Genomic DNA, 26,058 nt, shown 5'->3' with positions numbered 1-26,058 from the left:
GCGGCGGACGCCGGCTCACTCCACGCGATCGGCAGCGGCCTCGTCGTCAGGCGACGACACTGGCAGCCCAGCCTTTGCCGAGGCCAGCGGCGGTGCTGGCGACGCAGGCGCGTTCTCGGCCGCCGGCACCGGCGCTGCCGCGCTCTGGCGAGCCAGGGGAAAGCCGATCGCGAAGACCAGGATCGTCGTCAGCACGCCCGCGAAGACCACCACCGGGAGCTGGTCCGTGCCAGGTACGCCCGCGGCCGCGGGCAGCGTCGCCAGCACCCCCGCCGCCATCCCTCGCGGCATCGAGACGATCACCAGCTTGCGCTGCGCTCGGCTCAGCCCGCTGCCGAGCGTCGCCAGCCAGGCACCCGGTATTCGCGCGACGAGCAGGACCCCCCCGAGCAGGCCGCCCATCGCGATCAAGGACCACGGGGGAGAAAGCATCGCGCCGATGAAGGTGAAGAAGAACGACTTGATGATGAAGGCCATCTGGCTATGAAAGCCGCGGGTATCCGGGCGCAGCTCGACGGCTCTGGCAAGGCCGATCTTCGTGGTGATCCCGATCGCATTGCCGACGATAATCGCGAAGGCGAGCACACCGAGCGCCGCCGAGCCGCCCGCGCGCTCGATCAGCACGTAGAGCAGAAACAGGGCCGAAAGCGTGATCGGGTAGGCGTGCTCGCTCTTGCTCAGGGGACCGAGCAGCAGCAGCCAGAGCAGCCCGGAGGCGCCGCCCATCGCCAGGCCAATGCCGAAGGAATTGGCCAAGGCCGTCGCCGCCGAGCCGCCCTCGGCGCCTCCCACCATCAGATTGATCAGCGCCGTGGCCGAGACGACGCAGAAGGCATCGGTCAAGGCGGATTCAAGGTTGATCAGGTTTGCGACCCGCGACTCAACCTTCGCCTGGGACATCGCCGGCATGATGATGATCGAACTCGATCCGCCAAGGATGCTGCCGAGAAGGAGCCCATGTTTCCAGGTCCAGACGGCCGGCAACCAGCCAATGGCCGAGAGCCCCATGCTGATCACCGCGACGACGGCGACCGCCGAGACGAAGGTGAGCAAGGCCAAGAGCGCCGAGCGCGGCGCTGCGGTCGAGAGCGCTGAGAGGTTGAGACGACTGCCGCCCTCGAAGAGGACAACGACCAAGGTCAGCGCGGCGAAATAGGGCGCGATCGCCAGCAACTGCACGCGGGTGACGATGCCGGCCACCGGGCCGATGAGGATACCAGCGATGATCAGCCAGATGACGTCCGGGACGTTGGTCCGCGCGAAGACGACCTCGCCGAAGGCGCCGAGGAGAAAGATCCCCGCGATGGTGGCCAGGAAGAGCGCCACCGAGTTCCAGGGTTGGGGCCCGCCGCCCTTCGCGCTGGAGGGCGCCGCGGCGCTGGAAAGTGCCTTGGCCTCGCGCCCCACGGGGGGCGCCTCTGCCGCGGAGGAGGGCCGAAGCACCTCGCGCGGCCCTGCATCGGCGCCGCCCCGCGGGGCGGCGCTCGCGCTTGCGGTGCTTCGTGCTGCGCCGGCGTCGCCGAAGGGAATTGCCGCTGCGAACCCGCCCGGAAGCGCGAGTAGCACGAGCAACGCCAAGATCCGCCGCTCCAAGGACGTCACGCTAGGCCGCCGCCCGGAGTGCGCGGTCGCCGAAGGCTCGACTCCTCTGTCTGGCGGCGAAGACTGCTGCTCATCGAAGCTCCACGGTCTGCGCGTGCGAGGGGACGCGGCTGACGGAATGAACCGCATGGCCCAGCAAGCGGGCCTTCGCAGGGGCCAGGGTGGCCGCGGGCGGAGCACAATCTGGTCCGGTCACCGGGGCCCGTCAACCGCTTTTCTGTCACGGTGCCCGACGCTGCTGGCGGCGCACCGGGGTCGCCAGGCGCACGAGCGTCAGCCAGGCTGTGAGCCGCCGGCCGCGGCAAGGCCAGCACGGCAAGCCCACTTGCTCGATTGGTGGCTTCGTGCTAGCGAGATAAGCTCTTGTAACTAGGGAACTTCGAGCCTGGCCTCCTGGCCCGCCAAGCGACGCGGCGGGGGACTCTCGCAGTGATAGGGAAGTCAAATGGGCGTCGGAATATCCCCGGAGTGGGAGTACGTGATTCTCATCCTCGGGCTCTTCTTCGTCGCGAAGGCCCTGCAGCGCCTCTGGATCCCAGGCGCCATCACCTGCCTCGGCATCGGCGTCGCCTTCGGTCTAGGGCTCGATCTCTTCCGCAGCGATCCCGTCATCAACGTCTTCGCCGTGCTCGGGATCACGATTCTCTTCCTCTTTGCCGGGATGGAGCTGGACGTCGAGGACCTGCGGCGCGGCGCCCGGTCGCTAATCGGCCATGTGGCCCTGCAGACCGCGGGCATCGCGCTCGTCACCGTGGTCGTGAGACGCTTTCATGGTCTGGAACTCAGGCCCGCCCTGCTCGTCGCGCTCGCGCTGCTCACGCCCTCGACTGGGTTCATCTTGGATTCCCTCGCCGAACTCGGCGTCAATCACTCCGAGCGCGTTTGGATCAAATCGCGGGCGATCGGCACGGAGCTGGTTGCCCTGGTGATCCTCCTCTTCGCCCTGCAGTCGACCTCGGGGGCCACGCTGAGCCTCTCGCTCGCCGCGATCACCGGCATGGTCGTGCTGCTGCCGAAGATCTTCCGCCTCTTCGCGACGGCTGTGCTGCCGCACGCACCGAACACGGAGTTCGCGTTCTTGGTCGTCGTCGCCTTGATCTGCGCCACCGCCACGAAGATGCTCGGCGTCTACTATCTCGTGGGCGCCTTCGTCGTCGGCATTACTGAGCAGCGCCTGCGCAAGAAGATCCCGTCGCTGAAGACCGCGCCAACGCTGCACGCGATCGAGCTCTTCGCGTCCTTCTTCATTCCCTTTTACTTCCTGCGCGCCGGATTAGGCCTGCGGCCGGAGAACTTCGCGCCCCGCGCGCTGCTCTTGGCGGGCGGCTTTCTCGTGGTGCTGCTGCCCTTTAGGATCGCCTTGGTGGCAATGTACCGGCGCCTCTCCAGGCGCGAGCCGCTGCGACGCGGTCTGCGGCTGGGGGTCTCGCTGCTGCCGACCTTGGTCTTCACGCTCGTCATCGCCGAGATCCTCCGTGACCGCTTCTCGGCCCATCCGGACCTGATCGGTGGCTTAGTGCTCTACGCCCTGGTCAACACCGCGATTCCCTCGTTCATCTTGCGCACGCCGCCGGAGGAGTACGAGACGCCGGAGGCCCCTCAGGGTCACAGCCCTGCTGGCTTCATGACAGGGCCGACCACCCAGACCGACGGGTCAGGCCGCTGAGCGCTGGGCGGGTCTTTGGCGGGCACGCACCCTCGCAACCGGTCCACCGATGGCTCGCGCCGCGAGTCCTCGGCGCTCCGGCGCTCAGACCACGATGGTGAGGTCGAGATCGATCTCGAGCTTGAGGACCTTCGAGATCGGGCAGCCGAGCTTGGCCGCCGCGGCTGCCTCTTCAATCTTGGCGCGGTCCGCGCCGCGAGCCGTGACCTTGCTGGTCAGCACGCTCCGGCGCAGCGTCAGCTCCTCGAAGGTAATCGTGCTCGTCGTCTCCACGGCCTCCGGAATGATGCCGCGCTCGCCGAGCTGGGCGCTGAACGCCATGCTGAAGCAGCCGGCATGAGCGGCGGCGATCAGCTCTTCCGGGTTCGTGCCCGGCGCATCCTCGAAGCGCGTGCGAAAGCCGAACTTCAGCTCCTTGATCGCGCCGCTGGCGACCGTGACGCTCCCCGCTCCGTCCTTCAGACCACCCATCCAGGTGGCGTTTGCGCTGCGTTTCATCGTGGCTCCTCTGCCAAAGTCCCTTGGCCCGCGGAGCATGCGATCGCTCGGGGTCGCCGTCAAACCAGGGATCGCAGCGGCGGGGCTGGTTGCGGCGACGTGTCGGCCAGCAGACGTCGTGGAGTCGCAGCATGACACGGCGGGATCAGCTTTCGGCGCTCGGGCAGTGGCTCGTGCTCGGCTCGGTCGTGGGCCTGCTTTGCGGTGCGGCCTCGGCGATCTTTCTCGCCTTGCTCGAGCGCGCGACGGCCTTTCGCCTGCGCAATGAACTCGTTATTTATGCGTTGCCGCTGGCGGGGCTGGTGATCGGCTGGATCTACGAGCGCTTCGGTGAGTCGATCAAGGCCGGTAACAACCTCGTGATCGAGACGATTCACGACGAGGGACCGGAGATTCCCCTGCGGATGGCGCCGCTGGTGCTCGCGGGCACCGTGCTGACCCACCTCTTCGGCGGCAGCGCCGGGCGTGAGGGCACCGCCGTGCAGATCGGCGCCAGCGTCAGCGACTGGGTCGCGCACCGTTTGGGGGTCAATCGGCACCGGCGTCGACAGCTCGTCGCTGCCGGGGTCGCCGGCGGCTTCGGATCCGTCTTTGGTACGCCGATCGCGGGGGCGGTCTTCGGGCTCGAGTTCGTCGTGCTTGGACGGATCGAATACGATGCCTTGCTGCCGGCCTTGGTCGCCTCGCTCGTGGGGGACCTGACGACCCGCGCGCTCGGCATTCAGCACACGTACTATCCGGCTGCGCCGCAGGTCGCGCTGACGCCCCTGCTCCTGCTCAAGTGGCTCGTCTTCGCGCTCGTGGTCGCGCTGGTCACGGTCACGTTCATCGAGCTGGCGCACCTGGTCAAGCGCTCCAGTCAGAGGTACCTCCCGCGTCTCCCGGTTCGGATGTGTCTGGGCGGCTTGCTCGTCGTCGGGCTGTGGCGGCTGGTCGGCACCAGCGACTACCTCGGGCTCAGCGTTCCGCTGATCGTTCGCGCCTTCCAGGACCCCGCCCTCCCCGCCCAGGCCTTCGCCTTGAAGCTCGCCTTCACGGCGCTGACGCTGGGCATGGGCTTCCTCGGCGGTGAGGTGACGCCCCTCTTCGTGATCGGTTCGACCCTTGGCAACCTGCTCGGCCGCTGGTTGCGTCTCCCGCTGCGGCTCGCGGCGGGTCTCGGGCTGACGACGGTCTTCGCGGCCGCGGCCAATACGCCGCTGGCACTGTCGATCATGGCCCTCGAACTGCTCGGTGCCGCCGTCTTCCCTCATGCGGTGATCGTCTGCGTGCTCGCCTATCTGCTGACGGGGCACCGCAGCATCTACCCGGCCCAGCGGCTCCTGCGCGGCAAGGGCGGTGGCAGCCGCTTGCCCCGTCCGACCACAATCGACGAGGTCGGGGCACCGCCCGCGCCGCCGCTGGGTCGGCGCTCTGGCGCGCCCTGAGCGCGTGGCGCTGCCACGCTAGCGGAGCAAAGCATGCGCGGTACAGAGCTCGATCCCTTCAGTCACTCGCACACCTTCGGCACCGACCAGCCGGTCGCCGGCGAGCGCCGAACCCGCTGGGTGGTGGTCTTGACCGTCGCGATGATGGTGCTGGAGATCGTCGCGGGCCTGCGCTTCGGATCGATGGCGCTGCTCGCCGACGGTTGGCACATGGGCACGCACGCCGCCGCCCTTGGTGTCGCGCTCTTCGCCTACGTCTACGCGCGACGCCACGCCGAGGACACGCGCTACAGCTTCGGCACCGGCAAGGTGGGTGCCCTCGGGGGCTTTGGCAGCGCCGTCGGTCTGGCTGTGGTGGCGCTGCTGGTCGTCGTCGAGAGCCTCTGGCGCCTCGCCGCGCCCGTCGGCATCCATTTCAATGAGGCGCTCGTCGTGGCCGCGGTCGGGCTGATGGTCAACGTGCTCAGCGCCCTGCTGCTCGGCGACAACGGGCACCCGAGCCCGTCGGAAAGCGCGTCGAGGGGCGGCGCTGTCGAGCACCACGATCACAACCTGCGCGGGGCCTACCTGCACGTGGTGGCGGATGCCTTGACCTCGGCGCTGGCGATCGTCGCGTTGCTGGCGGGCAAGACGCTGGGCTGGGGCTGGCTGGATCCGGCGATCGGCGCGCTGAGCGGCCTGGTGATCGCCCGCTGGTCCTACGGGCTGCTGCGGGATACCGCCGCGGTCTTGCTCGATGCGGAGTTGCCGCAGGCCCGCCGCGACGCGCTCCGTGCGCTGATCGAGGCGGAGGCCGACAACCGCGTGGCAGACCTCCACGTCTGGCGGGTCGGGCCGCGCCACCTTGCCCTCATCGCCTCGGTCGTCACCGCGCAGCCACGACCGCCCGCGCACTACAAGGCGCTCTTGGCCGACCAGCCGGATCTCTGTCACGTCACCATCGAGGTCTGTTCGGATCCGGAGCGCGACCTGGCGGCGGGCGGCCGCGCAGCACCAGCCACTCAGCAGAAAGGCACTCAGTAGAAAGGCACTCAGGTGAAGGGTGCGCGATAGCGGCAGCCGAAGGCCTGCTGCCCCGTCGCCGTGCGTACGGCCTGGCAGGAGACCACTGTCAGCCGCGCGGCCTGCGCGCAGGCGGTGGCGCAAGCCGCGCGCCGCGCGTGTAGAGGGGGCTCGTGCGGGGGGTCATAGATACAAACCAGTTCGCGACCGCGATCTCGAGAGCGGCGCCCTCGAGCTGCAACAAGGGAGCCGCGACGAGGGTCGCGAGCCACGACCAGCGCCCCTCCAGCGGCTGGGTCGCCGCGCTCGCCTCACCGGCCCAAGGCGCGGCGCAGCCACGAGCGGCCCGCGCCGGGCTTTGCCGCCCCAGCCGCCGACGCCTGCGCGCCGCGGCATTGGCAGCGGTCCGCGGGGGATACGTTGGCGAGCACCTGTTCGATATGATCGCCGCAACCAGCATAGGTCGGGCGCCCGCACTGCTTACAGTCGACCCGTCGGCACATTTCGATCTCCCCCCCGCTGGTGGCCTTGCGCTACCAGCTCTCCTTCGTGACGAAGCTTCCGCCCCAGATGGCCTGTGAATCCCACTGCCCGAAGGCCTGAGCAAAGCGCGCCATGTCGCCGCTGGTCAGCTCACCGACCGGCGTAACGAAGTACACCACGGTGACGCGAATCGGTTCTTCCGCGCGCTTGCCTCGCCAACCGGCGCCGGGCCGATAGCGCCCCTCCGACTGCCCGGTGCCGATCGCCACCTTGGCCAGCCCCTCAGACGCGACCGCCCGCTTCTCGGCCTGCATCTCCGCTGCAGCCGGCGCGGCCTGATCGGCGTTCGCCGCCGAAGCGGGCATCGATCCCTGCTGCGCGACCCCTCCGCCGCTGGACTTCGCGCCCAGGACGACTGAGGACGGCGGCGCGACCGGGGCACCACGACGGCGCAGCGGCGGCGCACCCATATTCGAGAGCTCGAGCCCCGCGGCGCCCTTCCTCAGCGGGATCTGGATCAGATAGTAGCGCTGGACGTCGACATCCATGCCCTGGGCCCTGAGCTCGCGCTCGAGGGCGAGGAGATCCGGCCGGTCGGCCGCACGGCTGGCCGTGAAGGGCGCCCGACGACCGCCGACGTTGGCGAAGAGGAGCTGGTGCGTGCCCGGCCCGACGATCGCCTCGTGGCTGCCCTCGATCACGTCAGTGATCACGAAGTTCGTGCTGCCATAGGGGAAGATGCTGAAGGTGAAGGCCGCCCGCGGCGGATGACCGGGGCGCCACGCGCCTCGCATGTCGGCTGACGGCACGGGGACGATCGCAAACTGATTCGAGACGATCACGTTGCGGTCCTTGTTGCGCGAGGCAAGCCCGAGCTCCCGCAAGCGCTGCGGCAGGCTGCGCTCCACGCTTTGCTGCCCGGAGCGCAGGTGCACCTTGATCCGTTCCGCCGGCACGACCAGCACCTTGTCGCGATAGTTGCTGTCGCGCCGTACCGAGAGCGCCAGCCGCGCCGACCCCGGCTGCGCTTCGTCGCGGCGCACCCAGATGCCGACGTCACTGATGCGGTCGCCCCAGGAGCTGCCGGCCTGCCGTCCGATGTCCTCCCAGCTGATCTTTACCGGGTGGAAGCCCTTGCTGCCGAGCAGGGTCATGAAGCTCGGCTGCGTCCAGAGCGACACGGTCTTGTCGAAATAGCGGCCCCAGGCCAGTGGTGGCCTCGGCGGCGGCTGGGGGCTCGGCGCAGCACCCTGACGCACCAAAAGGTAGCGCAGCGCGCCGACGACGTTGCGGACCGTGCTCGAGCCCTGGGCCGTATCGAGCCCGAGATCCTGGGCAATCTCGATCGCCTCGAAGTCTACCTTGGAGTTCCCGATCCCGTGCTGGCGCGCCTCGCCGAGGGCGTGGGCGACGCTGGCGGCGATGCCGCGCGCCTCGGCCAGGTTGATACGGATGCCCTGTTTGCCGAAGGCCTCGACGATCGCGCGGGGATCTGGGCTGAGGCGCCGCGAAGGTGCGACCACCATCCCGGGCGCCTGCGCGCCTGCTGGGCGCGGATCGACGAGGGCAGCGCATAGCACGAAAAAACAGGTAATCCGCGGCATTGGCTCGACCTCCTGGGACATGGGGGCCTGCGCGTCGGCCAACGCGCACGCGCCCGACACTGCAACCCAGTTGCACAAGAACCCGGTTGCGTAATGTCGGCCAATCCGCCCGCGCTCGCAAGCGCGAGCGTTACCCCAGGGCGAGGAAAGCGCGCGTGAGGGAAGAACGCTGTTGACTCTGGTGGCGACCTTGGGCGTTATCCCGCTGGGGCTGCGCTTTCTTGCAAGGCCTCGCTGGAGTGTGTCGATGTCCCGCGGCCCCGCGATTCTGGTCTTGCTTGGTCTTCAGGCGCCGCAGCTCTTGGGCGGCAGCGCGCTCGCCGCCGCGGCGCCGCCGCCACGGCGTTTGGCCGCGCTGGCGGCCGCGACTGGACTGCTGGCTGGGCTGGCGCCTGAGCTGAGCGCCGCCGCCACCCTCGTGCCCGAGACGGCGCAGGGCGCGACAGCGCTCGGATCCGAGCTGGTGGGCGTGCTCGCGGCGGATCACGGCGAATCCCTCCGCACGATCGGCGATAGCGCGCAGGCGGCCTATCAGTCCCTTCGTCCGCTGGCGGTGTCGGCGGGGGACGGGGCAATGGCGCTCTTTGCTCATGGCTTCAGCTATGTGCGCGAGTTTCCGGGCTACGCCGCGGCGGATGTGGGGGCCGGTACGGCCGGGGCCTTCGCCGCGCGTCTGGCTGGGCGCACGATCAAGCTGGGGGTCGGCGTCGGTCTCGTCGCTGCGGGCCTGGTGGCTGCGGGGGCGCTGGAGCCGACCTCGATCCAGCTCGCCACAGAACAGGCAGCCCAGGCGGCGGCCGGGGTCGCCGAGGCTGGACGTCACGCGGCCGCGGTGGTGGTGGGAACGCTGCGCGAGGCGCCTTGGTATGATCGGGCACTGGCGCACGCGCAGGACTTCGTCGCCGGCTGGGGCGAGCACGCCCTCAGGCACGTCGGGATGACCGCGCTCTTCACCACCACGGGCCTGGCCTTTGGCCGGCAGGCCGTTGCGGGGGCCGTCACTGGCCCCTTCCGGATCTGGCAGGCCAAACAGCGCTGATCGGCCCCGCGCAGCCCTTCGTGCTAACCTGCGCATCGCCTTCGTCCTCGGGTCCTCGCATGCACAGCCAACCGCGCTGCCTAATCAACGTCGATCATCTACTCGGCCCGAGCGGCGATCCGCCGGTCGATGCGCTGGCCGCTGCGGCGCTGGGGGCCGATTTGGAGCGCCTCGGCGCTGCGGCAGACGCCGTGCTGCTGACCCGCCACGACGCTGCGGAGCTGCGGCAGACGCTGGCGCAGGTGGCGCCGGTCGCCTCGGCGACGCTCGCCGTGCAGCCAAACTGGCACGCGCCCGCGGTGGGTGGACCCCTGCCCCGCGTCGCCGCGCCGGGCGCCGATGGTGCGCTCTTCGTGGTCAGCGCGGAGCCCGCCGATCTTGCCTGGGCGGCCAGTCTGACGGGAACGCTGCAGCAGGTGATACCCGTGCTGCTGTGGCGCAATGCCGGGTCTGCGGCCGATCCGGTCAGCGCGCGGCTGGCCTGGTTCGTCGGCCGCACGCTCGACGAGGCGCTGACGATCGTGGTCGCCAGGCGGCGCGAGCTGAGGCTCTCGGGCGTGGTGATGGCCTACAACGAGGCGCCCTCGATCGTGGCCGCGATCGTCGACGTCCGGCGCTTCTGTCGGCGCTTCGTCGCCGAGTACGAGATCATCGTCGTCGACGACGGGAGCAGCGATGCGACCGCCGCGTTGGCGCGGCGCGCCGACGAGGGTGACGTGCGCGTGATCTGTCACGCGAAGAACCAGGGCATGGGCGATACCCTGCGCGACGGCTTCGCGGCGGCTCGTTGCGACTTCCTGACCGCGCTGCCTGCCGATCGCCAGGTGCGCGCCCAGTCGCTGGCCGCCTTCCTGCCGCACCTCGCCCAGGGCGTCTGTGTCCATGGGCAATACCTTCGCCCGCACGCGGGCCCCGGTCGCCAGGTGCTGACCTGGGGGCTGCGCGTGCTCTTGCGCCACCTCGGCGACCTGCGTGTCGATTTCGCCGGGGCCTATGCCTTTCATCGCGATTGGCGCGAGCGGGTTGCGCTGGCGCGCCTGCCCTCGCATAGCTTCGTCTTCAGCTTCGAGCTGCTCGATGCGCTGGCGCGCCAGGGCTGCGCCATGACCGAGATCCCGATGCTGGCCTTTGCGCGAGAGGCGGGCAGCAGTCACGAGGCGCGCGCCGGGCGGATCGCCATCGTCGCGCGGGAGGTCGTGCGTTCGCGACTGCTTCGCGCGCTCCGCGGCTGAGCGCAGCCCTGGGACCCCGCCGTCGGCGCCCCTCGGGACCCCGAGCGCCGCGAAGGGCCGCTTGACTCGGTCTCGAGGCCGCCCACAAGATGGCCTTTTTTGGCCGGTTGACGGGGCAGTGCCCAAGCGAGTGCCCAATCCAAGGGGGATCGTGTGATGCGACGAGATCGGGGCCTGGTCCATGCCTGACGAGCTCACGGCGCGCGCGGGCGCGATCGAGTCTGCGAAGCGCGAGCGCGGGCCGCAGCAGCCCGTCGATCTCGTGCCCACGATGCCCGGGGTTGCGCCGAGCCGTCCGCCTGATCTGCTGTCGCAGGCGACGATCGGCTTCGCCTCCGCTGGTGATCCGGGGGCCGCGAGTCGCGACCAGCTCAATGATCTCGACGGTGACACCGACCCCGATCTGCGACCGCACGCGCACGTGCCGGTCGGGGCGCGCGTCCCGGCGATGCGCGCCCCACTCGTCGGCCGCGCTGACCAGCTGAACCGCCTCAAGCAGCTCTTCCTCGATAGCTGGGAGAAACACCGCCTGACCTTCGCGACCCTCGTCGGTGAGAGTGGGGCCGGAAAGACGCGCCTGGCGCGGGAGTTCGCCCTCTCGGTGCGCGCTGCGATTCCCGAGGCGCGGGTGCTCTGGGGCGCCAGTGCCGACAGCAGCGGCCCGCGCTACGAGGCGGTTGCTGGCGCGTTGGCCGAGCGCTTCGGCATCGGTCATGCGGAGCCGGCCTACGACGTGCGCAGCAAGATCGGTCGCACGGTCAACGAGCTGCTCGGTGACCAGCCGCAGGCCGGCGAGGTGACGCACCTGCTGGCGCACCTGATGGGGGTGACCTTTCCCGACAGTCCCGTCGTCGAGGCCCTGCGCCATGTCCCAGGCCAACTCGACGTGCGTTGCTACATCGCCGTGCGCCGCTTCCTCGAACGGCACGCGCAGGAAGGCCCCTTGCTGCTCTGCTTCGACGGCATGGAGAACGTCCGTGTCGACACCGTCAATCTGATCCACTACCTCGTGCACGGGCTGCACGACCAACCGGTGCTGATCCTGACGACGGCGCGCCCGACGCTCTTCGAGCGCCATCCGCACTGGGGGCGCGGCGAGCTCGAGCACCAACGGATCGACGTCGCGCCGCTCTTACCCGATGAGGCGGTCGCGATGTTCTCTGCGCTGGTCCGCAGCGATCGCCTTCCAGAGCCGGTGCTGGCGATCGCCCGGCAGCGGCTGCGCGGGAGCCCGCGCGCGCTCAATGATTTTGCGCGCCTGCTGCTGGAGACCGGCGTGCTCCGCGGCGACGAGGGTCGCTGGGAGTTGGATCCTGCGGCCATCGAGCGCGGACGGCTGCCCGAGACGCATGACGACCTCCTGCGCGCGCGGCTGCGCGCCTTGCCGCGCGGCGAACGCGAGCTCCTCTGCCAGGCCTCAGCGCTCGGCGAGGCCTTCTGGGCCGACGCGTTGGTCGCCCTGCGGCGGGCCGCCGTGATCGCGAGCGATGATGCCGATGGGCCACCGCTGACGCGGATCGCTGGCGAGGGCGAGCGTCAGGTGGTTGAGGTCGCGCGCGCGCTCAATACGCTCAGCGATCGCGGCTTGATCGTCGAGGCGGCCTTGAGCTCGATCGGAGGTGAGCGCGAATATCGCTTCGCCTATGCGCCGATCGGCGAGCTGGCCTATGACCTGTTGCGCGACAGCACCCCTGTTGCCGCTACGCTGCAGGGCTACCATGCCTTGGCCGCGCGCTGGATCGAGCTCCGTCCTGAGGGCCAGCAGGAGCAGCGACAGGAGCAAATCGGGCAGCAGCTCGAACGCGCCGGGGACCCGCGCGGTGCGGCCGCGCGCTACGGGAAGGCGGCCGAAGCAGCGCGTGCCCGCTTCGACAATGAGAAGGCCATTCGCCTCTACCAGCGGGCGTTGGGCTGCCTCGGCTCGGCTGACCTCGGGCAGCGGCTAGCCCTCTGGTATGCGTTGGGGACGATCTGTCAGGCACGCGGCGAGCTACGCGCCGCGCAAGACGCCTTCGAGCGTATGGTGCGATTGGCCTGGACCGTCGCCAGTCGCCCGCAGGCGGCGATCGCCTTCAACCAGATCGGGCGCCTCTGGCGACAGCGTGGCGACCTCGAGCTGGCGCTGGAGTACCTCGCGCGCGGATTGGAGATGTCCCGCGCCGCAGGCAATCGTCACGGCGTCGCCTCGGGACTCGATGAGCTCGCGCAGACCTGCACGCTCTTGGGGCAATACGATCAGGCCCTCGACCACGCTGCCAAGGCGCTGGAGCTGCGCCGGCAGCTCGGTGACCGCGTGGCGATCGCCGGGTCGCTGACCACGATCGGCACGATCGAGCGCGAGCGCGGGCTCTTTGCCGAGGCCGCGGCCTGCTGCGATGAGGCGCTGGCGTTGCGCCGCGCGGTGGGCGACCAGGAGGGTTTGGTTGTCTCGTTGATCAGCCTCGGCGAGCTGGCCCTCGAGGCTGGTCGCCAACGCCAGGCACGAGAGCATTGGGAGGAGGCGCTGGCGGACGCCGAGCGCATCGGGGCGCTCTCACTGCAGCTCCACCTCTTCCTGCGGCTGGCCGACCTCTCGTTGCGGGATGGCCGGTTGGCCGAGGTACGTCAACGCCTCGACGCCGCGCGACCCCTGGCCGAGCGCATCGGCGAGCGCATGGCTTTGGTCGAGCTGCTGCGCTGCCAGGCGCTCGTCGAGCTGGAGGATGGAGAGCGCGAGCGGGCTCAGCGGACCGCCGAGCAGGCGCTCGCACGCGCGCGCGAGGCGCGTCTCGAACCGCTCGTCGGACGCATCCATGGTGTGCTCGGCACGATTCACGGGGCGACGCTCTTTGATGCCTCGGCGACGGCAGAGGCCGGATCGGGGGCCGAAGGCCACCTGCAGCTCGCCGTCGATCTCCAGCGCAGGCTTGGCTGCCAGGCCGAGCTAGCGCGAACGCTGCAGCGGCTGGGCGCCTACCGCATCGAGCGCGAAGCGTGGGCGCGCGGTCGCCAGGACCTGCAGGAGGCGCTTCAGCTCGCGCAGCAGCTTGGCCTCGCCGATGCCGAGGGACTCGAGCGAACGCTGCGCGAGCTTCCGGTCTAGCGGCGGGCTAGAGCTTCGGCGCCGACGCCCGAGGGCCGTCGGTGACCTCCTCGGCGGCCAATCGGCTGAGGGCCAGTTCAGCGGCTCGCTGCTGCGCTTCCTTCTTGCTCGTCCCGGCGGCCTGCGCCAGCTCGCGGCCGGCGACGCTGACGGCGACCTCGAAGACCTTGTCGTGGTCAGGTCCCCACGCGTTGATAACGTCATAGCGAGGAACCTCGCGCTGCCGCGCCTGCGTCCATTCCTGCAGCCGCGTCTTGTAGTCCGCGCTGGTGTTCCCCGCCGCCGCCGCGAGGATCTGCTCCCCCAAGAGGCGAGCGATCACCTGCTCCGCCGCGGGAAGGCCGCCGTCAAGGAAGACGGCACCAATCACCGCTTCCATCGCATCGGCCAAAATCGACGCCTTCTGCCGCCCGCCCGTCTGCTCCTCCCCCCGCCCAAGGCGCAGGAACGCGCCGAGCTGCGCCTGCTGCGCCGCCTCGGCCAAGCCGCCCTCATTGACGACCGTCGCGCGTAGGCGCGAGAGCTCGCCCTCGCGAGCCTCGGGCAGCAGGCCCATCAAGGCGTGGCTGACCACGAGGTCGACGACGGCGTCGCCGAGAAACTCGAGGCGCTCGTTGTTGGGCAGCGGAGCCGCGCCCCCCCCCGGGGCGTCTTCTTCGTTGGTCCGCGAGCGATGCGTCAGCGCTCGCCGCAGGCGCTCGAGACAGACGAAGTCATAGCCGATCGCCGCGATCAGCGCTTCGTACTCGGCCGTCGGCACGTCCGCCGCAGCGCGTGCGGGCGCCTCGTCTGCTGCCGGAGCTGGCGCGCTGCTCGGCACCGTCGAGCGCTGCGTCGTCGTCGGGGGCGCCGCCGCAGCGCTCGACGGTAAACGTCTGATCGGCAGCGGTCATCGTTCGCGGGTCGTCTCGAGGTAGCGGATGATCGCGCGCTTGAGCGTGATCAGTTGCCGCTGCGTCACCGCGCAGTCGACGAACTGCAGCTCGGCTTGCAGCTCGAGGATCACCTGATCGACGAGCGCAGCGGACGCCGCGGCCGACGCGACCCCTTGCGTTGCGTGCTCGACGCGATTGGCGATCATGACGATCGCGGACTCGAGCGAGCGCGGCAGTGGACCACGATAGCGCGGCAGCTCGCCGCGTGGGCCCGGCGCTGGGGCCAGTCCCGGCGGGCGGCCGGTCAGCTCGGTCATCGGCAGGGTGCCGTGGTGTTCGGCGATCACCTCCCTGACCTCGGTAGGCAGGCCGTGTGCCGCCGCGAGCGTCAGGCCAGCGTCAACGTGCGCCTGCCGCCGCGCGGCCTGTGTCGCCAGCGCTGACTCGCTCCCGAGCTCCTGGGCTCCGTCTTCGAGCTTCCCCAAGTCGTGCATCAGGGCCCCAACACGTGTCAGCGCGCGGTCGGCGCCGAGCGCCTCTGCCGCGCGATCCGCGAGGTTGACGACACGCACGCTATGCGAGAACACCTGGGGCAGGCGCTCGCGCAGCAAGCGCATCAGCGCATGATCGAAATCGCCGAGCACTGCGAGCGCGCCACGCGACGCCTGCCCGACCCAACGCTGGATGAAGGGCAGCGCGAGCAGCGCGACGCCTCCGGCGAGCAGACCACCGGCGAGGCATTGCGCCGACGACCAGAGTTCTGCGTAGGTCTGGGGCCGGCCCTCGGCGGCACGTGCGGCCTCGCTGGCGAAGGCCTGTGCCAGACCGACGAGGACCCCCGCCGCGGCCACGGCGGCGCCGCGGCGCTGGCGGACCACCAGGGCGGCGACGACCCCACCGCTGGCGCCGATGACGATGGCCCCGAGATCGAAGTAGAAGACGAAGGCCATGCAGGTCGCCGTGGCAATCGCCGCCAGTACGGCCGGCGCGCGGCCATAGACGACGGCGATGACCAGGGCGCTGCTCGCCAGCGGTAGCACCCCGACGCCGACGGGCCAGAGCGCCAGGACGACCTTCCCGCCCGCCACGAGCAGAACTATCGCGCCGTAGATCAAGGCTAGCGGCTTCGAGCTGACGAAGACCGTCGGACAGAGCGTTCGGGCCGCGGCGCTGAAGACCAGCAGCAGCGCCGCCACCAGACCAAAGCGCCCGAGGTGTCGCTGCATCCAGGGCAGCCCAGCGAGGGCCGCCGTCGTCGCGCGCAGCGCATAAAACGCGCGGGTGTCCACGACCTCACCGCGCGCCGCGAGCACGGAGCCGCGTCGAATCAACACCATCTTGAGACCGGTCACCTGGGAAATATCGGCGATGAACCTGTCATTCTCGCGCGAGTACGACAGGTTGGCCGGCAGGCGCTGCAAGAGGTAGTCGATGACCTCCGAGCGCACGCGCGGATCGGTCTTGAAGAAAAACTGCTTCGCCCCGCGCTCGAGTTTCTCGCGCAGGGCCGAGAAGCGATGGAGCTGCGCCACCGGGCGCAAGGTGTAGCTGCCGCTCAGGAAGCGCCGCACCTCCGTCTTCTCACGGGGGAACTCGGTATCGGCGACGACGCCCGCGGCGTAGAGGGGCGCCAGCAGCTCGAAGCAGCCGCCGACGAGCGCTTCGAGTTCTGCTCGGTGCTCCAACGCGACTGACTGCGGTGCGCGCTCCAGCGCACCGCCATCCACCCGCGCATCGCCCTGCCCTGCGGAGGTCCCGCCGTCCGCGGCGGGCAAATACCACGACTCGGGCTCGGTGCCCGTAGCGTTCGGCCAACTCCAGGCGGCTACGGGCCGCTCCAGCACGGCATTGAGGATCTGCTCCTTGGCGGCGCCGAGCACCTCGTCGTCCTGCTCATAGATCGGCAGGTAGCTTTGCTGGGCCTCGATCGCCTCGGCCGCGTGGGTCTCATGCAGATCGAGGACGGCATCGGCCTCGGCGCGGAGGGTGAAGCGCGCCGTGGCGCCCTTCGCTGGTCGGCCCTGGTCGAAGACGCGCTCGGCGACGCGCTCGACCGCGAGCAGCGCGCCCGTCGTGACCAGCGGCAGGAGCCACCAGCGCAGACCGCCGCGCATCAGGCGGCGCAGCGCGCCGAGCGGCATCAGAGGGGCTCGCGGCGTGGCTTGGCGCAGCGCCGCTGGCAAGGGAATCGCTGTGGCCGAGGCTTGCTCACCGGCGGCGGCGTTGCACGCGCAGGGTTCGCTCGAGCGTGACGGAATCGCTGAGCGGCTGCGTCACGCGCAAACCGGAAACGACGCCAACGAGACAGGCCCGCAGCGCGTCGTCCGCGCCGGCGACCTCGGGTTCCATCACGTAGCCGCTGCGATGCACGCGAAGTCGCAACTTGGCCTCGGCCTTGACCGATCGCCCCGGGCCAAAACAGGCCGTCAGGCGCTCGGTAACCCCGTTGGAGCAGGCGATCGAGCTCATCGTTCAGCGCGCGGCGCGCGAGCACCTGCGCCGGCAGGCCGCCGTCGGAACCTGTGCCGCCGTCCGGCCGCGCTGGTGCGGCGTCGCCAACGGCGCCGTCTCGCCCGCGCGCGGCTGCGATTGGGTCGTCGCTGGCCGCTGACCGGTCCTCGATATCACCCGCTGCCGGTGGGGAGCCCTCCTCCGCCGCCGGACGCGGCACGGAGGCGGCAGCGGTCGCCGGATTAGCCTCTGGACTCATCCGCGCGGTGGGCCGATCGGCCTCGGCGCTCTGTTTCGAGCGACACGCGGCAAGGCCGAGAACAACCAGCACGATCAGGCTCCTCAGCCCGGCTCGGTATCGACGCATGCGGCGGATGCTACGGCGACGCGCGCGCCGATGCCAAGCGAATTTGCGGCCGGCAGTACATTGCGCGCTCGGAGCCGTTTCGGTAGCATGCCGCGGCGCTGGGGGACGGGGCAACGCGAGGTTCAGCTTGGGCATTTATTCATGCAAACGCGGCCTAGCGCGCGTTTGCGGGTCGCAGAAGGGCATTCTCTCGCAGCAGAGCGCAAGCGCTCGCGTGCGGGCGCCTGCGTCTCTGCCGACGACGCCCGCGCCGGAAAAGCAGCGAGGGTCGTGAACCAAGACCATGTCTACTGATCTGCTCGTGCCAGAGACCGTCGTCGGCGCGCGTTTCAGGGTTGAACAACTGCTGGGCGAGGGCGGCCTTGGTGCGCTCTACCGGGCCCTCGATCAGCAGACGCAGCAGCCGGTCGCGCTGCGTCTGATCGCCGCCGAGGTGGCGAAGAGCAACAGGCTGATCGAGCAGCTTCGCTCGCAGATCAATCTCGCCTGCACCCTGGTCCATAAGAACGTCGCCCGCGTGATCGGGATCGGCAAGGAGGGTGGGCTTCATTTCGTGGTCGGCGAGCACGTCGAGGGCATCAGCGTGCGCGAGTTGGTCGCGCGTCAGCGCCTCAGCGGCCGCACACTCGGGCTCAAGACCACCTACAACATTGTCGCGCACGCCTGCAGTGCGCTTCAGGCGGCGCACGACCTCGGCGGGGCGTCCCTGATCCATGGGCTGCCGGGTCCTGGCGCGCTGCTCGTCGCGCCCACCGGCCGCGTCAAGCTCGCCGACCTCGGGATGGTGCCGATCTGGGCCGCCGCCGGCGCACGCGCCTTCGACCGCCTCGGCGATTGCCTCTTTGCTGCACCGGAGCTGTTGCGCGACCCCCGACACGCTGGCGCGGCCGCCGATATCCACGTGATTGGGTTGCTGCTGCGCGAGCTCCTGGCGATCGACCCGCTCTCCGATGTCCCGGCCGCCGAGCGCAGCGCAGGTCTGCCGGAGGGCATCGGGGCGATCGTCGCGCGCTGCACGGCTGCCGACCCACGCGCGCGTTACGCGACGCTCGAGGCCGTCAAGAGCGACCTCTACGCGGCGCTGCAGCGGGCGGAGCTCAGCGGTCAGCACGCGCTCACGCCCGCACCGGCGACGATCAGCGCCGCCGCTGGCGTAACCTTCACCACCCCGAGCGCGGCACGCAGCAACACGGCGACGGCCGGCCCGTTCACGGCCCATGCCCCGTCCCCGTCCCGTTCGCCTGCCGCTGGGCCTGCCGCTCCCGCGGCCGCACGAGCGATCGTGCGCCGCCACTCGGCGCCGCAAGCGCGCGCGCCAGTGGTGGAGGAACGGCCGCTCGAGGAGCTGCTGGCGGACGCCGCGGGGGCTGATCCGGTCGAACGCTGGGTCGTCCACCGCAACCGGCTTGACTTCGGTCCTTTCACCGCTGCCGATCTGCGCCAGCGCCTCTATCGCGGGGAGTTCTCGGCCGACGATCTGGCGATCGACCAGGAGACCGGTACGCGTGGCCCGCTCCGGCGACAGCCAGCCTTCGAGCAATTTATCCGCGTGCTCGATCGCCACCAGCACGAGGAGACCGCGCAGCGGACGCTGGCAGAGACGCATCAACGCGATAAGCGCCGGCACGCCACGGTCATCGTGGTGGTCGCGCTGAGCCTGGTCCTGACGGCCGTGATCGGCGGCGTGATCTACCTGCGCTTGCGCCACCCCGTGACGAAGGAGCGGATCGTCAAGGTCTACCGCGATCGCGAGCAGCGCTCCGGGCCGAACATCGACAGCATCAAGTTCTCCTGGAGCGCGGAGCCGGCGAACCAGGCCGCCCGGCGGCGCCTGCTGCGCGTCCGACCGCGTCGCGCTGCCGACGCCCCGTCGGCAGCCAAGGACCCGGAGCACGAGGTTACCTACCTCGGCGATGCTTCGAAGAGCGGTGGCGATCAGCTCCTCTCGCAGCAGCAGATTCAGAGCGCCATCCGTCAGCACCAGCAGCAACTGGTGCCCTGCATCATCGCGCAGGCGCGCAGCGATCCGCGGCTGCGGCAGGTGGCGATCGCCTTCGGCGTGCGAGGGTCCGGCGAGGTGAGCTACGTCAAGGTCAACGAGCAGAGCAGCGGTGTCTTCCACGACTGCATCGCGCAGCAGCTCGGGCGCGTGCGCTTCCCGCCCTATGACGGCGGCGTCACCCACGCCAGCTTCAAGATGTCCTTGGAGTACTAGGCCCGTCGGAGCCGCTAGCCTGCGGCCTCCGCCGTCTCGCCGCGGAAGCCGGTGGCCTCGCTCGGGGGCTCGAGGCGCAGGGCGAAGACACGGGCCAAGTCGAGGAAGTAGCGCTCGCCCCGCTCGCATTCAGCGACGATGAAGCCAGCCTTGAGCAGCAGCCGGCTGACCCGGTCGATGGTCAGCAAGGTGCCATCGCCGCCGAGCATCAGGGTCGCGCCTTGGCGTCCCTCGAGGCGGAAGCTGTTGTCCTTTGATCGCGCGGCGCCGGCCTCGCGCAACAGCTCCGTGAAGGTGTCCTTATCCATCGCATCAACCCCCTTGCGTCGGCAGTCGCCGAGCGACCAGCTGGTCTGCCGCGCACTTCAATCGGCGCCGCCCTCGGCCACGATCATGGCAGCCGCGAGGTCGCGTTCGTGAGTCAAGGTGACCAGCAGGCGAGTGATACCGAGCTGCCGTGCAGCCTCGGCCGCCCTGCCGCTCAGGTGGATCTGCGGCGCGCGCGAGGCGGCAGAGACGACCTCCAGCTCGTGCCAGCTCAGCCCGTGGGGGACGCCGAGGGCCTTGAGCAGCGCCTCTTTCGCCGCGAAGCGCGCGGCGTAGTGCTGCGCCGGCTGCGCGTACTTGGCGCAGTACGCACGCTCGCCCGCGGTGAACAGGCGCCCGAGCAGTCGTTCGCCATAGCGCTCGATCATTCGCGCAAAGCGCGAGACCGTCACCAGATCGAGCCCGATGCCGATCACCATCGCCGATCGCTCCTACCGCGGCTACTAGCTGGCGCAGGCCTCTTGCAACAGCGCGGCCAGCTCTTCGGCCAGCGCCCGGATGACGGCTTCATCGGGGCCCTCGACCATCACCCGCGCCTTGTGCTCGGTGCCCGAGTAGCGCACCAAGACCCGCCCTTCGCCCGCCAGGCGCGCCTCCGCCGCGGCAATCGCGCGGTTGAGCGCGTCGAGCTCCTCGAGCGCCCGCCGTTGCGCGACCTCGACGTTGACCAGCACCTGGGGATAGCGCGTCATGACGCGTGCCAGCTCTGAGACGGGCTTGCCCTCGCGCAGCATCGACGCGAGCACCTGCAACGCCGCCAGCGTCCCGTCGCCCGTGGTCGCGTGATCGAGAAAGACCAGGTGACCCGACTGCTCGCCGCCAAGGTTGAAGCCACCGCGGCGCATTTCGTCGACGACGTAGCGGTCGCCGACCGCCGTCCGTCGCACCTCTCCGCCCAGGCCGCGGATACAGCGCTCGAGGCCAAGGTTGCTCATCACCGTGACCACGAGCGTTCGCTGCGCCAGCGTGTCCGCGGCCAGCATGCGCCGGGCGATCAGGGCCATGATCGCATCCCCGTCGACGATCTCCCCGTGTTCGTCGACGACGATGACTCGGTCGGCGTCACCGTCGAGCGCGACGCCGAGCTGCGCACCCTGCTCGATCACCGCGCGCTGGACCTGGCCCGGATGGAGCGCGCCGCAGCCATCGTTGATGTTGCGGCCGTTGGGTCGCACGCCGAGCGCCACCACCTCGGCGCCCAGCTCCTCGAAGACAATCGGGGCCAAGTTGTAGGCGGCGCCGTTGGCGCAATCGACGACGATCTTGATTCCGTCGAGGGTCAGATCCGGGGGGAAGGTGTGCTTGAGGAAGGCGATGTAGCGCCCGTCGACGCCCGGGATGCGCGTCACGCGGCCCACCTTGTGGGCGGGGACGCGATGCTGGTCGAGCGCCCCGGAGGCGAGCAGCTGCTCGATCTCCAACTCGCGGGCATCCGGCAGCTTGAAGCCGTCGGCCGCGAAGATCTTGATGCCGTTGTCCTGGTAGGGATTGTGGCTGGCGCTGATCACCACCCCGGCCTCGGCGCGCATGCTGGAGGTCAGGTGGGCCACCCCTGGCGTCGGCAGTGGACCGCAGAGCCAGCAGTCGGCGCCCATCGAGCAAATACCCGCTGCCAGGGCGGTCTCGAACATGTAGCACGACCGACGCGTGTCCTTCCCGACGACGATGCGCCGCTGGTGTCCGTCGTTGCGGAAGAGGAACGCCACGGCGCGCCCCAGGTCCAGCGCGGTTTCAACCGTCATCGGCGGGACATTGGCCACGCCGCGGATCCCATCAGTTCCGAAGAGCTTGCGCATCCGATCCCTCGCCGCGGCGATGACCCGCCGCTGAAGCCCTCACCGCCAGGAGCGCGGCGAGGTGGCCGCGGGCAAGATGGGGCCGAGGTCGCCGAGCTGTCAAGCCGAAGCGCGGCGGATCGCGTCGGCCACGCGTATCGCCGGCAGCAGCTCGAGCACATCGTGCAAACGCACGCCGTCGGCGCCGTTGATCACGCCCGCGACCGCGGCGCCGCAGCTGCCGATCAGCCGCTCGCCGACGGACTGCCCGGTGACCGCGGCGATGAACGACTTGCGTGAGGGTCCGATCAGCAGCGGATAGCCGACCTCCTCGCGCACTCGCCCGAGCGCGTGCAGCAAGCTCATGACGTGGTCGGCGCGCTTGCCGAAGCCGAGACCCGGGTCGACCCAGATGCGATCGGCGCGCACCCCTGCCGCGATGGCCGCGCGCACCCGCTGCTTCAGCTCGATGATCACCTCGGCGACGACGTCACCAAAGACGATGTCCTGCTGCATCGTCGCCGGTAGCCCCCGCAGGTGGCCGAGGATTACCGTCGCCTCCGCCGCGGCGACGACCCCCAGCAGCGCGTCGTCGATCCGTCCGCCACTGATGTCGTTGACGATCGTGGCGCCGGCGCGCAACGCAGCGCTCGCCACCTCGGCCTTATAGGTGTCGACGGCGATCGGCACACGCAGTCGCCCGACGAGCGCGCCGATGACCGGCAGCACGCGATCGAGCTCCTGCGCCAAGGGCACGGGCGCTGCCCCCGGACGGGTCGACTCGCCACCGATGTCGATGACCTCGGCACCCTCGTCGGCGAGCGCCAGGGCATGCGCGACTGCGCTCTCCGGCGTGGCGTGCCGCCCGCCGTCGAAGAACGAGTCCGGCGTGACGTTCAACACGCCGAAGACGCAGGTACGTGACCAGTCCCAGGCCAGCCGTCCAAGCATCACGGGGGGGAATACGAGCGACATGGCGACCTCCCGCGCTGGCCTCGACCCGGGGCGGCGAGCCAGCCGCCCGCTGCCCGCTCAGGCCTGCTCTGGATCGCCCGAAAGCCCTGACGTGGCGATCAGTGGCGCCGCTGCGCCCGCGTCGCCCCGCGCGGCGGCTCGCTTGCCCTCGGTCGCCGTCTTGCCGCCGCTTGCCGGGGGCGGCGGCACACGCACGGCCCGCCCGGCCATGACGTCGTCGATCTGCTGGCCATCGAGCGTTTCGAACTCGAGCAGCGCGGTGGCCAGGGCGTCGAGCTGGACCCGGCTGCGCTCGAGCACCTCGCGCGCCTGTTGATGCGCCCCCTCGACGATTCCGCGCACCTCGCTGTCGATGGCCTCCGCGGTCCGCTCGCTGTAGTCCCGGGCGCGCGTCAGCTCCCGGCCGAGGAAGATCGGCTCCTCGCGCTTGCCATAGGCCAGCGGACCGAGCTTGGGGCTCATGCCCCACTCGCAGACCATCTTATGCGCGAGGTCGGTCGCGCGCTCGATGTCATTGCCGCCGCCGGTGGAGACCTCGCCGAAGACCAGCTCCTCGGCGACGCGTCCCCCCATCAGGATCGCGATCAGGGTGCGTGCATAGGACTCGTTGAGGCTCATCCGATCCTCTTCCGGCAGCTGCTGGGTCAGGCCGAGCGCCTGGCCGCGCGGAATGATCGTCACCTTATGCACCGGATCGGCCTGGGCCATCGACTTGGCGACCAGCACGTGGCCAGCCTCGTGCGTCGCGGTATTGCGCTTCTCTTTGTCCGAGATGAACAGGGATCGGCGCTCGGCGCCCATCATGACCTTATCCTTGGCGTACTCGAAGTCGTGCTGCTCGATATGGTCCTTATTGACGCGCGCCGCCTGCAACGCCGCTTCGTTGACCATGCTCTCGAGGTCGGCCCCGGAGAAGCCGGGCGTGCCGCGCGCCAGCACCGCCAGGTTGACGTCGGAGCTGATCGGTGTCCGCCGCGTGTGGACCTCCAAGATGGCCTCCCGTCCGCGCACATCGGGGCGCGGTACGGTGATGCGGCGGTCGAAGCGTCCGGGACGCAGCAGCGCTGGGTCGAGCACGTCGGGTCGATTGGTCGCCGCGATCAAGATGACGCCTTCGTTGCTTTCGAAGCCGTCCATCTCGACCAAGAGCTGGTTGAGGGTCTGCTCACGTTCATCGTGACCGCCCCCCAGACCTGCCCCACGGTGCCGGCCGACCGCGTCGATCTCGTCGATGAAGATGATGCACGGCGCGTTCTTCTTGCCCTGCTCGAAGAGGTCGCGCACGCGCGAGGCCCCAACGCCGACGAACATCTCGACGAAATCGGAGCCCGAGATCGAAAAGAAGGGCACGCCGGCCTCGCCGGCGATGGCGCGCGCGAGCAGGGTCTTGCCCGTGCCCGGCGGGCCGATCATCAGCACACCCTTGGGGATTCGACCGCCGAGCCGGGTGAAACGCTTCGGATCGCGGAGAAACTCGACGATCTCCTGCACCTCGTGCTTGGCCTCCTCGGCGCCGGCGACATCGGCGAAGGTCACCTTATGGTGATGGTCGGAGAGGAGCTTCGCGCGTGACTTGCCGAAGGTCATGGCCTTGCCCCCACCGGCCTGGAGCTGCCGCATGAAGACAAAGAAGATCACGAAGATGAAGACCATCGGCAACCAGGAGACCAGCAGCGACTGCCAGAAGCCCGTCTCCTCGCGCTCCTCGATTGCGTAGGGGATGCTAGCCCTGTCGAGCCGCTCGCGCAGGTCGCTGTCGAGCTCCTGGCCGGTCGTGCGCACGCGCCGGTCGGCGTACTCGACGGTGTAGCGCGTGCCCTTCACCAGTACCTTGCGAATCTTCTCCGGGCTCTTTGTAACGTCCTGCACGAACTCGGAGAAATCGATGCGCCCATCGTTCTTCGCGGGCGTCTCGAAGAGGTGGTAGACGCTCAAGAACATCAGGATCAGCACGACCCACAGCAGAACCGTCTTATGCGACTGCTTCAAACGCGACCTCCGCTGGGCGGATTATTAGCGCAGGCTACCTCAGCGTCAACCGACGCCGGCGCCAGCGGCGCTCCCGGCCGACGATCGCGGCGCTCGGCCGCGGCCGACGGCGGTGGATCGAGGGCGAAGTGCAGACTGGCTTCGTCCGGGCCCGGCGCCTGGCCGAAGGCACGGCGCAGCCCGAGGACCAGCAACACCTCGCCTTCGGCGCAGACGAGCAGCACGTCGGCTCGCTCCGCCCGGGGCACCTTGAGGTCGATCAGCAGGCGAGCGACGCGACGGTGGCGACCCGCCGCGATCGCGATTCGATCGCCGGAACGAGGCGATCGCAGCTCGAGGCCGCGATTCAGCGCACGCAGGGGCAAGACCTCAGCGCAAGCTGCCGTCTCGCCCGGCGCTAGCCGCCGGAGCTCGAGGCTGCGGCCGTCGGCCAGCGCGCTGCGCCCCTCGCGCTCGAGCCGCAGGCCACCCGGCCGCGGCGTCGTCGCCGGCACGCGAGGCGCGAGGACGAGCGTGTCGTAGCGCCGCTCGGCCCGCGCCATCGGCAGGTCGAGACGCTCGCTGCCACGGCAGCGCCCCACCAGCGCGGCGAGCTGCTGAACATGCGCGCGGCTGAGTCCGCGGAGACTGCCGACGGTCGCCGCATAGTGCAGGCGCAGCACCCGATGCAAGATCGCTACCGGCAGCTCCCGCAGCCCCAAGAGGCGCAGCCCCTCAGGGCCGCGGTGACTCGCGAAGAGCGCGCGCGCGATCGTGTCGAGCGCCTGATCCTCTTCGCGGCAATGCTGGGCCAGGCGGCCGAAGGCTGCGCTCAGCGCCGGGTTCTCGCGGGTCAGCGCCGGCAGGAGCAGGTGGCGCACCCGGCTGCGGAGGTGGCGCGGATCCGCATTGCTGGGGTCGGCCAGGGCGCTCAGGCCGCGCGCCTCGAGGTGCGCCAAGATTTCGGCCCGGGTGGTCGTCAGCAGCGGTCGGACCCAGGGTGCGTCCACGGGCGCCATCGCCGCCAGGCCACCCACGCCGCTCCCGCGCAGCAGGCGCATCAAGACGGTCTCGGCCTGGTCATCGGCTGTGTGGCCGAGGGCGATCCACTGCGCAGCGGACGCTTGCGCCGCCTGCTCGAGCGCGGCGCGGCGGGCTAGGCGAGCGCGCTCCTGCAGGTTGCCCGCGCCAGGGTCGAGCCCCGTCAGCGCGTGCACGACGACCGTCGCGCCGAGGCCACGGGCCTGCGCCGCTGCCTGTTGCGCCTGGCTGGCCGAGTCAGGCCGCAGTCGATGGTCGACATGAAGGGCCCGCAGGCTGATGCCGCGTTCGCGCCCGAGCATCAGCAGCAGGTCCAAGAGACAGAGCGAGTCGGGGCCGCCCGAAAAGGCGACCAACCCATGGCTGCCGCGGGCGATCAGGTCCTGTCCGTCGATCCAGGCCCGTAGGCGTGAGAGGAGCGCGGGCATT

Annotated in this window: 19 protein-coding genes; 7 read left to right on the top strand and 12 right to left on the bottom strand. The window is 70.0% G+C overall.

The window, feature by feature from the left end; all coding sequences use genetic code 11:
• Nucleotides 1-15 precede the first annotated feature (15 nt).
• Nucleotides 16-1,602, bottom strand: a complete 1,587-nt coding sequence (locus tag IPL40_04920) for a cation:proton antiporter (protein ID MBK8480499.1) — start codon at nucleotides 1,600-1,602, stop codon at nucleotides 16-18.
• Nucleotides 1,603-2,047: 445 nt separating this feature from the next.
• On the opposite strand from IPL40_04920, the gene IPL40_04915 reads away from it, so the two are divergent.
• Complete coding sequence (locus tag IPL40_04915) at nucleotides 2,048-3,268, top strand: cation:proton antiporter (GenBank protein MBK8480498.1); 1,221 nt, start codon at nucleotides 2,048-2,050, stop codon at nucleotides 3,266-3,268.
• Nucleotides 3,269-3,352: 84 nt separating this feature from the next.
• On the opposite strand, the gene IPL40_04910 is transcribed toward IPL40_04915, so the two are convergent.
• A complete protein-coding gene (locus IPL40_04910; GenBank protein ID MBK8480497.1) occupies nucleotides 3,353-3,766 on the bottom strand; it encodes an OsmC family peroxiredoxin in 414 nt (137 codons plus the stop codon).
• Nucleotides 3,767-3,897: 131 nt separating this feature from the next.
• On the opposite strand from IPL40_04910, the gene IPL40_04905 reads away from it, so the two are divergent.
• Nucleotides 3,898-5,193: a chloride channel protein gene (locus IPL40_04905; GenBank protein MBK8480496.1), complete on the top strand. Its 1,296-nt coding sequence runs from the start codon at nucleotides 3,898-3,900 to the stop codon at nucleotides 5,191-5,193.
• Nucleotides 5,194-5,226: 33 nt separating this feature from the next.
• Nucleotides 5,227-6,216, top strand: coding sequence for a CDF family Co(II)/Ni(II) efflux transporter DmeF (dmeF, locus tag IPL40_04900; GenBank protein ID MBK8480495.1), 990 nt, complete (start codon nucleotides 5,227-5,229; stop codon nucleotides 6,214-6,216).
• A gap of 512 nt (nucleotides 6,217-6,728) precedes the next feature.
• Here the strand turns inward: dmeF and IPL40_04895 are convergent.
• Nucleotides 6,729-8,282, bottom strand: coding sequence for a hypothetical protein (locus IPL40_04895; protein ID MBK8480494.1), 1,554 nt, complete (start codon nucleotides 8,280-8,282; stop codon nucleotides 6,729-6,731).
• Between the two features lie 247 nt (nucleotides 8,283-8,529).
• Here IPL40_04895 and IPL40_04890 point away from each other — a divergent pair, with 247 nt between their 5' ends.
• The 3 genes from IPL40_04890 (at nucleotide 8,530) to IPL40_04880 (ending at nucleotide 13,635) form a co-directional block, all read left to right on the top strand.
• The gene (locus IPL40_04890; GenBank protein MBK8480493.1) at nucleotides 8,530-9,321 is read left to right on the top strand and encodes a hypothetical protein; all 792 of its coding nucleotides are present in this window, start codon (nucleotides 8,530-8,532) and stop codon (nucleotides 9,319-9,321) included.
• A gap of 59 nt (nucleotides 9,322-9,380) precedes the next feature.
• Complete coding sequence (locus IPL40_04885) at nucleotides 9,381-10,553, top strand: glycosyltransferase family 2 protein (GenBank protein MBK8480492.1); 1,173 nt, start codon at nucleotides 9,381-9,383, stop codon at nucleotides 10,551-10,553.
• Nucleotides 10,554-10,734: 181 nt separating this feature from the next.
• Nucleotides 10,735-13,635 (top strand): tetratricopeptide repeat protein, encoded by a 2,901-nt coding sequence (locus IPL40_04880; GenBank protein ID MBK8480491.1) that lies wholly within the window; start codon nucleotides 10,735-10,737, stop codon nucleotides 13,633-13,635.
• A 7-nt stretch (nucleotides 13,636-13,642) separates the two neighbouring features.
• Here the strand turns inward: IPL40_04880 and rnc are convergent, their stop codons facing one another.
• The 3 genes from rnc to IPL40_04865 all read right to left on the bottom strand — a co-directional run bounded on the left by rnc (nucleotide 13,643) and on the right by IPL40_04865 (nucleotide 16,979).
• A complete protein-coding gene (rnc, locus tag IPL40_04875) occupies nucleotides 13,643-14,455 on the bottom strand; it encodes a ribonuclease III (GenBank protein ID MBK8480490.1) in 813 nt (270 codons plus the stop codon).
• Nucleotides 14,456-14,524: 69 nt separating this feature from the next.
• Complete coding sequence (locus tag IPL40_04870; GenBank protein MBK8480489.1) at nucleotides 14,525-16,651, bottom strand: HDIG domain-containing protein; 2,127 nt, start codon at nucleotides 16,649-16,651, stop codon at nucleotides 14,525-14,527.
• A 67-nt stretch (nucleotides 16,652-16,718) separates the two neighbouring features.
• On the bottom strand, nucleotides 16,719-16,979 hold the full coding sequence (locus IPL40_04865; protein MBK8480488.1) for a hypothetical protein: 261 nt from the start codon (nucleotides 16,977-16,979) through the stop codon (nucleotides 16,719-16,721).
• Nucleotides 16,980-17,611: 632 nt separating this feature from the next.
• Between IPL40_04865 and IPL40_04860 the strand changes: the two genes are divergently transcribed.
• A complete protein-coding gene (locus IPL40_04860; GenBank protein MBK8480487.1) occupies nucleotides 17,612-19,543 on the top strand; it encodes an AgmX/PglI C-terminal domain-containing protein in 1,932 nt (643 codons plus the stop codon).
• Between the two features lie 14 nt (nucleotides 19,544-19,557).
• On the opposite strand, the gene IPL40_04855 is transcribed toward IPL40_04860, so the two are convergent.
• The 6 genes from IPL40_04855 to tilS all read right to left on the bottom strand — a co-directional run bounded on the left by IPL40_04855 (nucleotide 19,558) and on the right by tilS (nucleotide 26,057).
• Nucleotides 19,558-19,851 carry a hypothetical protein gene (locus IPL40_04855; GenBank protein MBK8480486.1) on the bottom strand — a complete coding sequence of 98 codons (294 nt, stop codon included), beginning with the start codon at nucleotides 19,849-19,851 and terminating at the stop codon, nucleotides 19,558-19,560.
• A gap of 57 nt (nucleotides 19,852-19,908) precedes the next feature.
• Entirely contained in the window at nucleotides 19,909-20,289 is a 381-nt protein-coding gene (locus IPL40_04850) for a holo-ACP synthase (GenBank protein ID MBK8480485.1), read from the bottom strand.
• A 24-nt stretch (nucleotides 20,290-20,313) separates the two neighbouring features.
• Nucleotides 20,314-21,666, bottom strand: coding sequence for a phosphoglucosamine mutase (locus IPL40_04845; protein MBK8480484.1), 1,353 nt, complete (start codon nucleotides 21,664-21,666; stop codon nucleotides 20,314-20,316).
• Nucleotides 21,667-21,765: 99 nt separating this feature from the next.
• Complete coding sequence (gene folP / locus IPL40_04840) at nucleotides 21,766-22,596, bottom strand: dihydropteroate synthase (GenBank protein ID MBK8480483.1); 831 nt, start codon at nucleotides 22,594-22,596, stop codon at nucleotides 21,766-21,768.
• 81 nt (nucleotides 22,597-22,677) lie between these two features.
• Nucleotides 22,678-24,561, bottom strand: a complete 1,884-nt coding sequence (ftsH, locus tag IPL40_04835; protein ID MBK8480482.1) for an ATP-dependent zinc metalloprotease FtsH — start codon at nucleotides 24,559-24,561, stop codon at nucleotides 22,678-22,680.
• Between the two features lie 44 nt (nucleotides 24,562-24,605).
• Nucleotides 24,606-26,057: a tRNA lysidine(34) synthetase TilS gene (gene tilS / locus IPL40_04830; protein ID MBK8480481.1), complete on the bottom strand. Its 1,452-nt coding sequence runs from the start codon at nucleotides 26,055-26,057 to the stop codon at nucleotides 24,606-24,608.
• Between the last annotated feature and the right edge of the window lies 1 nt (nucleotide 26,058).

It is taken from the genome of Pseudomonadota bacterium (assembly GCA_016711215.1).
Classification (GTDB): Bacteria; Myxococcota_A; Polyangia.
The sequence above is the reverse complement of the archived record's forward strand: the minus strand, read 5'-3'. Positions and strand labels throughout refer to the sequence as shown.

Coding starts and splice junctions, on each gene's coding strand:
- IPL40_04915 (MBK8480498.1), top strand. CDS start 2,048: ATGGGCGTCGGAATATCCCCGGAGTGGGAGTACGTGATTCTCATCCTC.
- IPL40_04910 (MBK8480497.1), bottom strand. CDS start 3,766: ATGAAACGCAGCGCAAACGCCACCTGGATGGGTGGTCTGAAGGACGGA.
- IPL40_04905 (MBK8480496.1), top strand. CDS start 3,898: ATGACACGGCGGGATCAGCTTTCGGCGCTCGGGCAGTGGCTCGTGCTC.
- dmeF (MBK8480495.1), top strand. CDS start 5,227: ATGCGCGGTACAGAGCTCGATCCCTTCAGTCACTCGCACACCTTCGGC.
- IPL40_04895 (MBK8480494.1), bottom strand. CDS start 8,282: ATGCCGCGGATTACCTGTTTTTTCGTGCTATGCGCTGCCCTCGTCGAT.
- IPL40_04890 (MBK8480493.1), top strand. CDS start 8,530: ATGTCCCGCGGCCCCGCGATTCTGGTCTTGCTTGGTCTTCAGGCGCCG.
- IPL40_04885 (MBK8480492.1), top strand. CDS start 9,381: ATGCACAGCCAACCGCGCTGCCTAATCAACGTCGATCATCTACTCGGC.
- IPL40_04880 (MBK8480491.1), top strand. CDS start 10,735: ATGCCTGACGAGCTCACGGCGCGCGCGGGCGCGATCGAGTCTGCGAAG.
- IPL40_04870 (MBK8480489.1), bottom strand. CDS start 16,651: ATGCCGCTCGGCGCGCTGCGCCGCCTGATGCGCGGCGGTCTGCGCTGG.
- IPL40_04865 (MBK8480488.1), bottom strand. CDS start 16,979: ATGAGCTCGATCGCCTGCTCCAACGGGGTTACCGAGCGCCTGACGGCC.
- IPL40_04860 (MBK8480487.1), top strand. CDS start 17,612: ATGTCTACTGATCTGCTCGTGCCAGAGACCGTCGTCGGCGCGCGTTTC.
- IPL40_04855 (MBK8480486.1), bottom strand. CDS start 19,851: ATGGATAAGGACACCTTCACGGAGCTGTTGCGCGAGGCCGGCGCCGCG.
- IPL40_04850 (MBK8480485.1), bottom strand. CDS start 20,289: ATGGTGATCGGCATCGGGCTCGATCTGGTGACGGTCTCGCGCTTTGCG.
- IPL40_04845 (MBK8480484.1), bottom strand. CDS start 21,666: ATGCGCAAGCTCTTCGGAACTGATGGGATCCGCGGCGTGGCCAATGTC.
- folP (MBK8480483.1), bottom strand. CDS start 22,596: ATGCTTGGACGGCTGGCCTGGGACTGGTCACGTACCTGCGTCTTCGGC.
- ftsH (MBK8480482.1), bottom strand. CDS start 24,561: ATGTTCTTGAGCGTCTACCACCTCTTCGAGACGCCCGCGAAGAACGAT.
- tilS (MBK8480481.1), bottom strand. CDS start 26,057: ATGCCCGCGCTCCTCTCACGCCTACGGGCCTGGATCGACGGACAGGAC.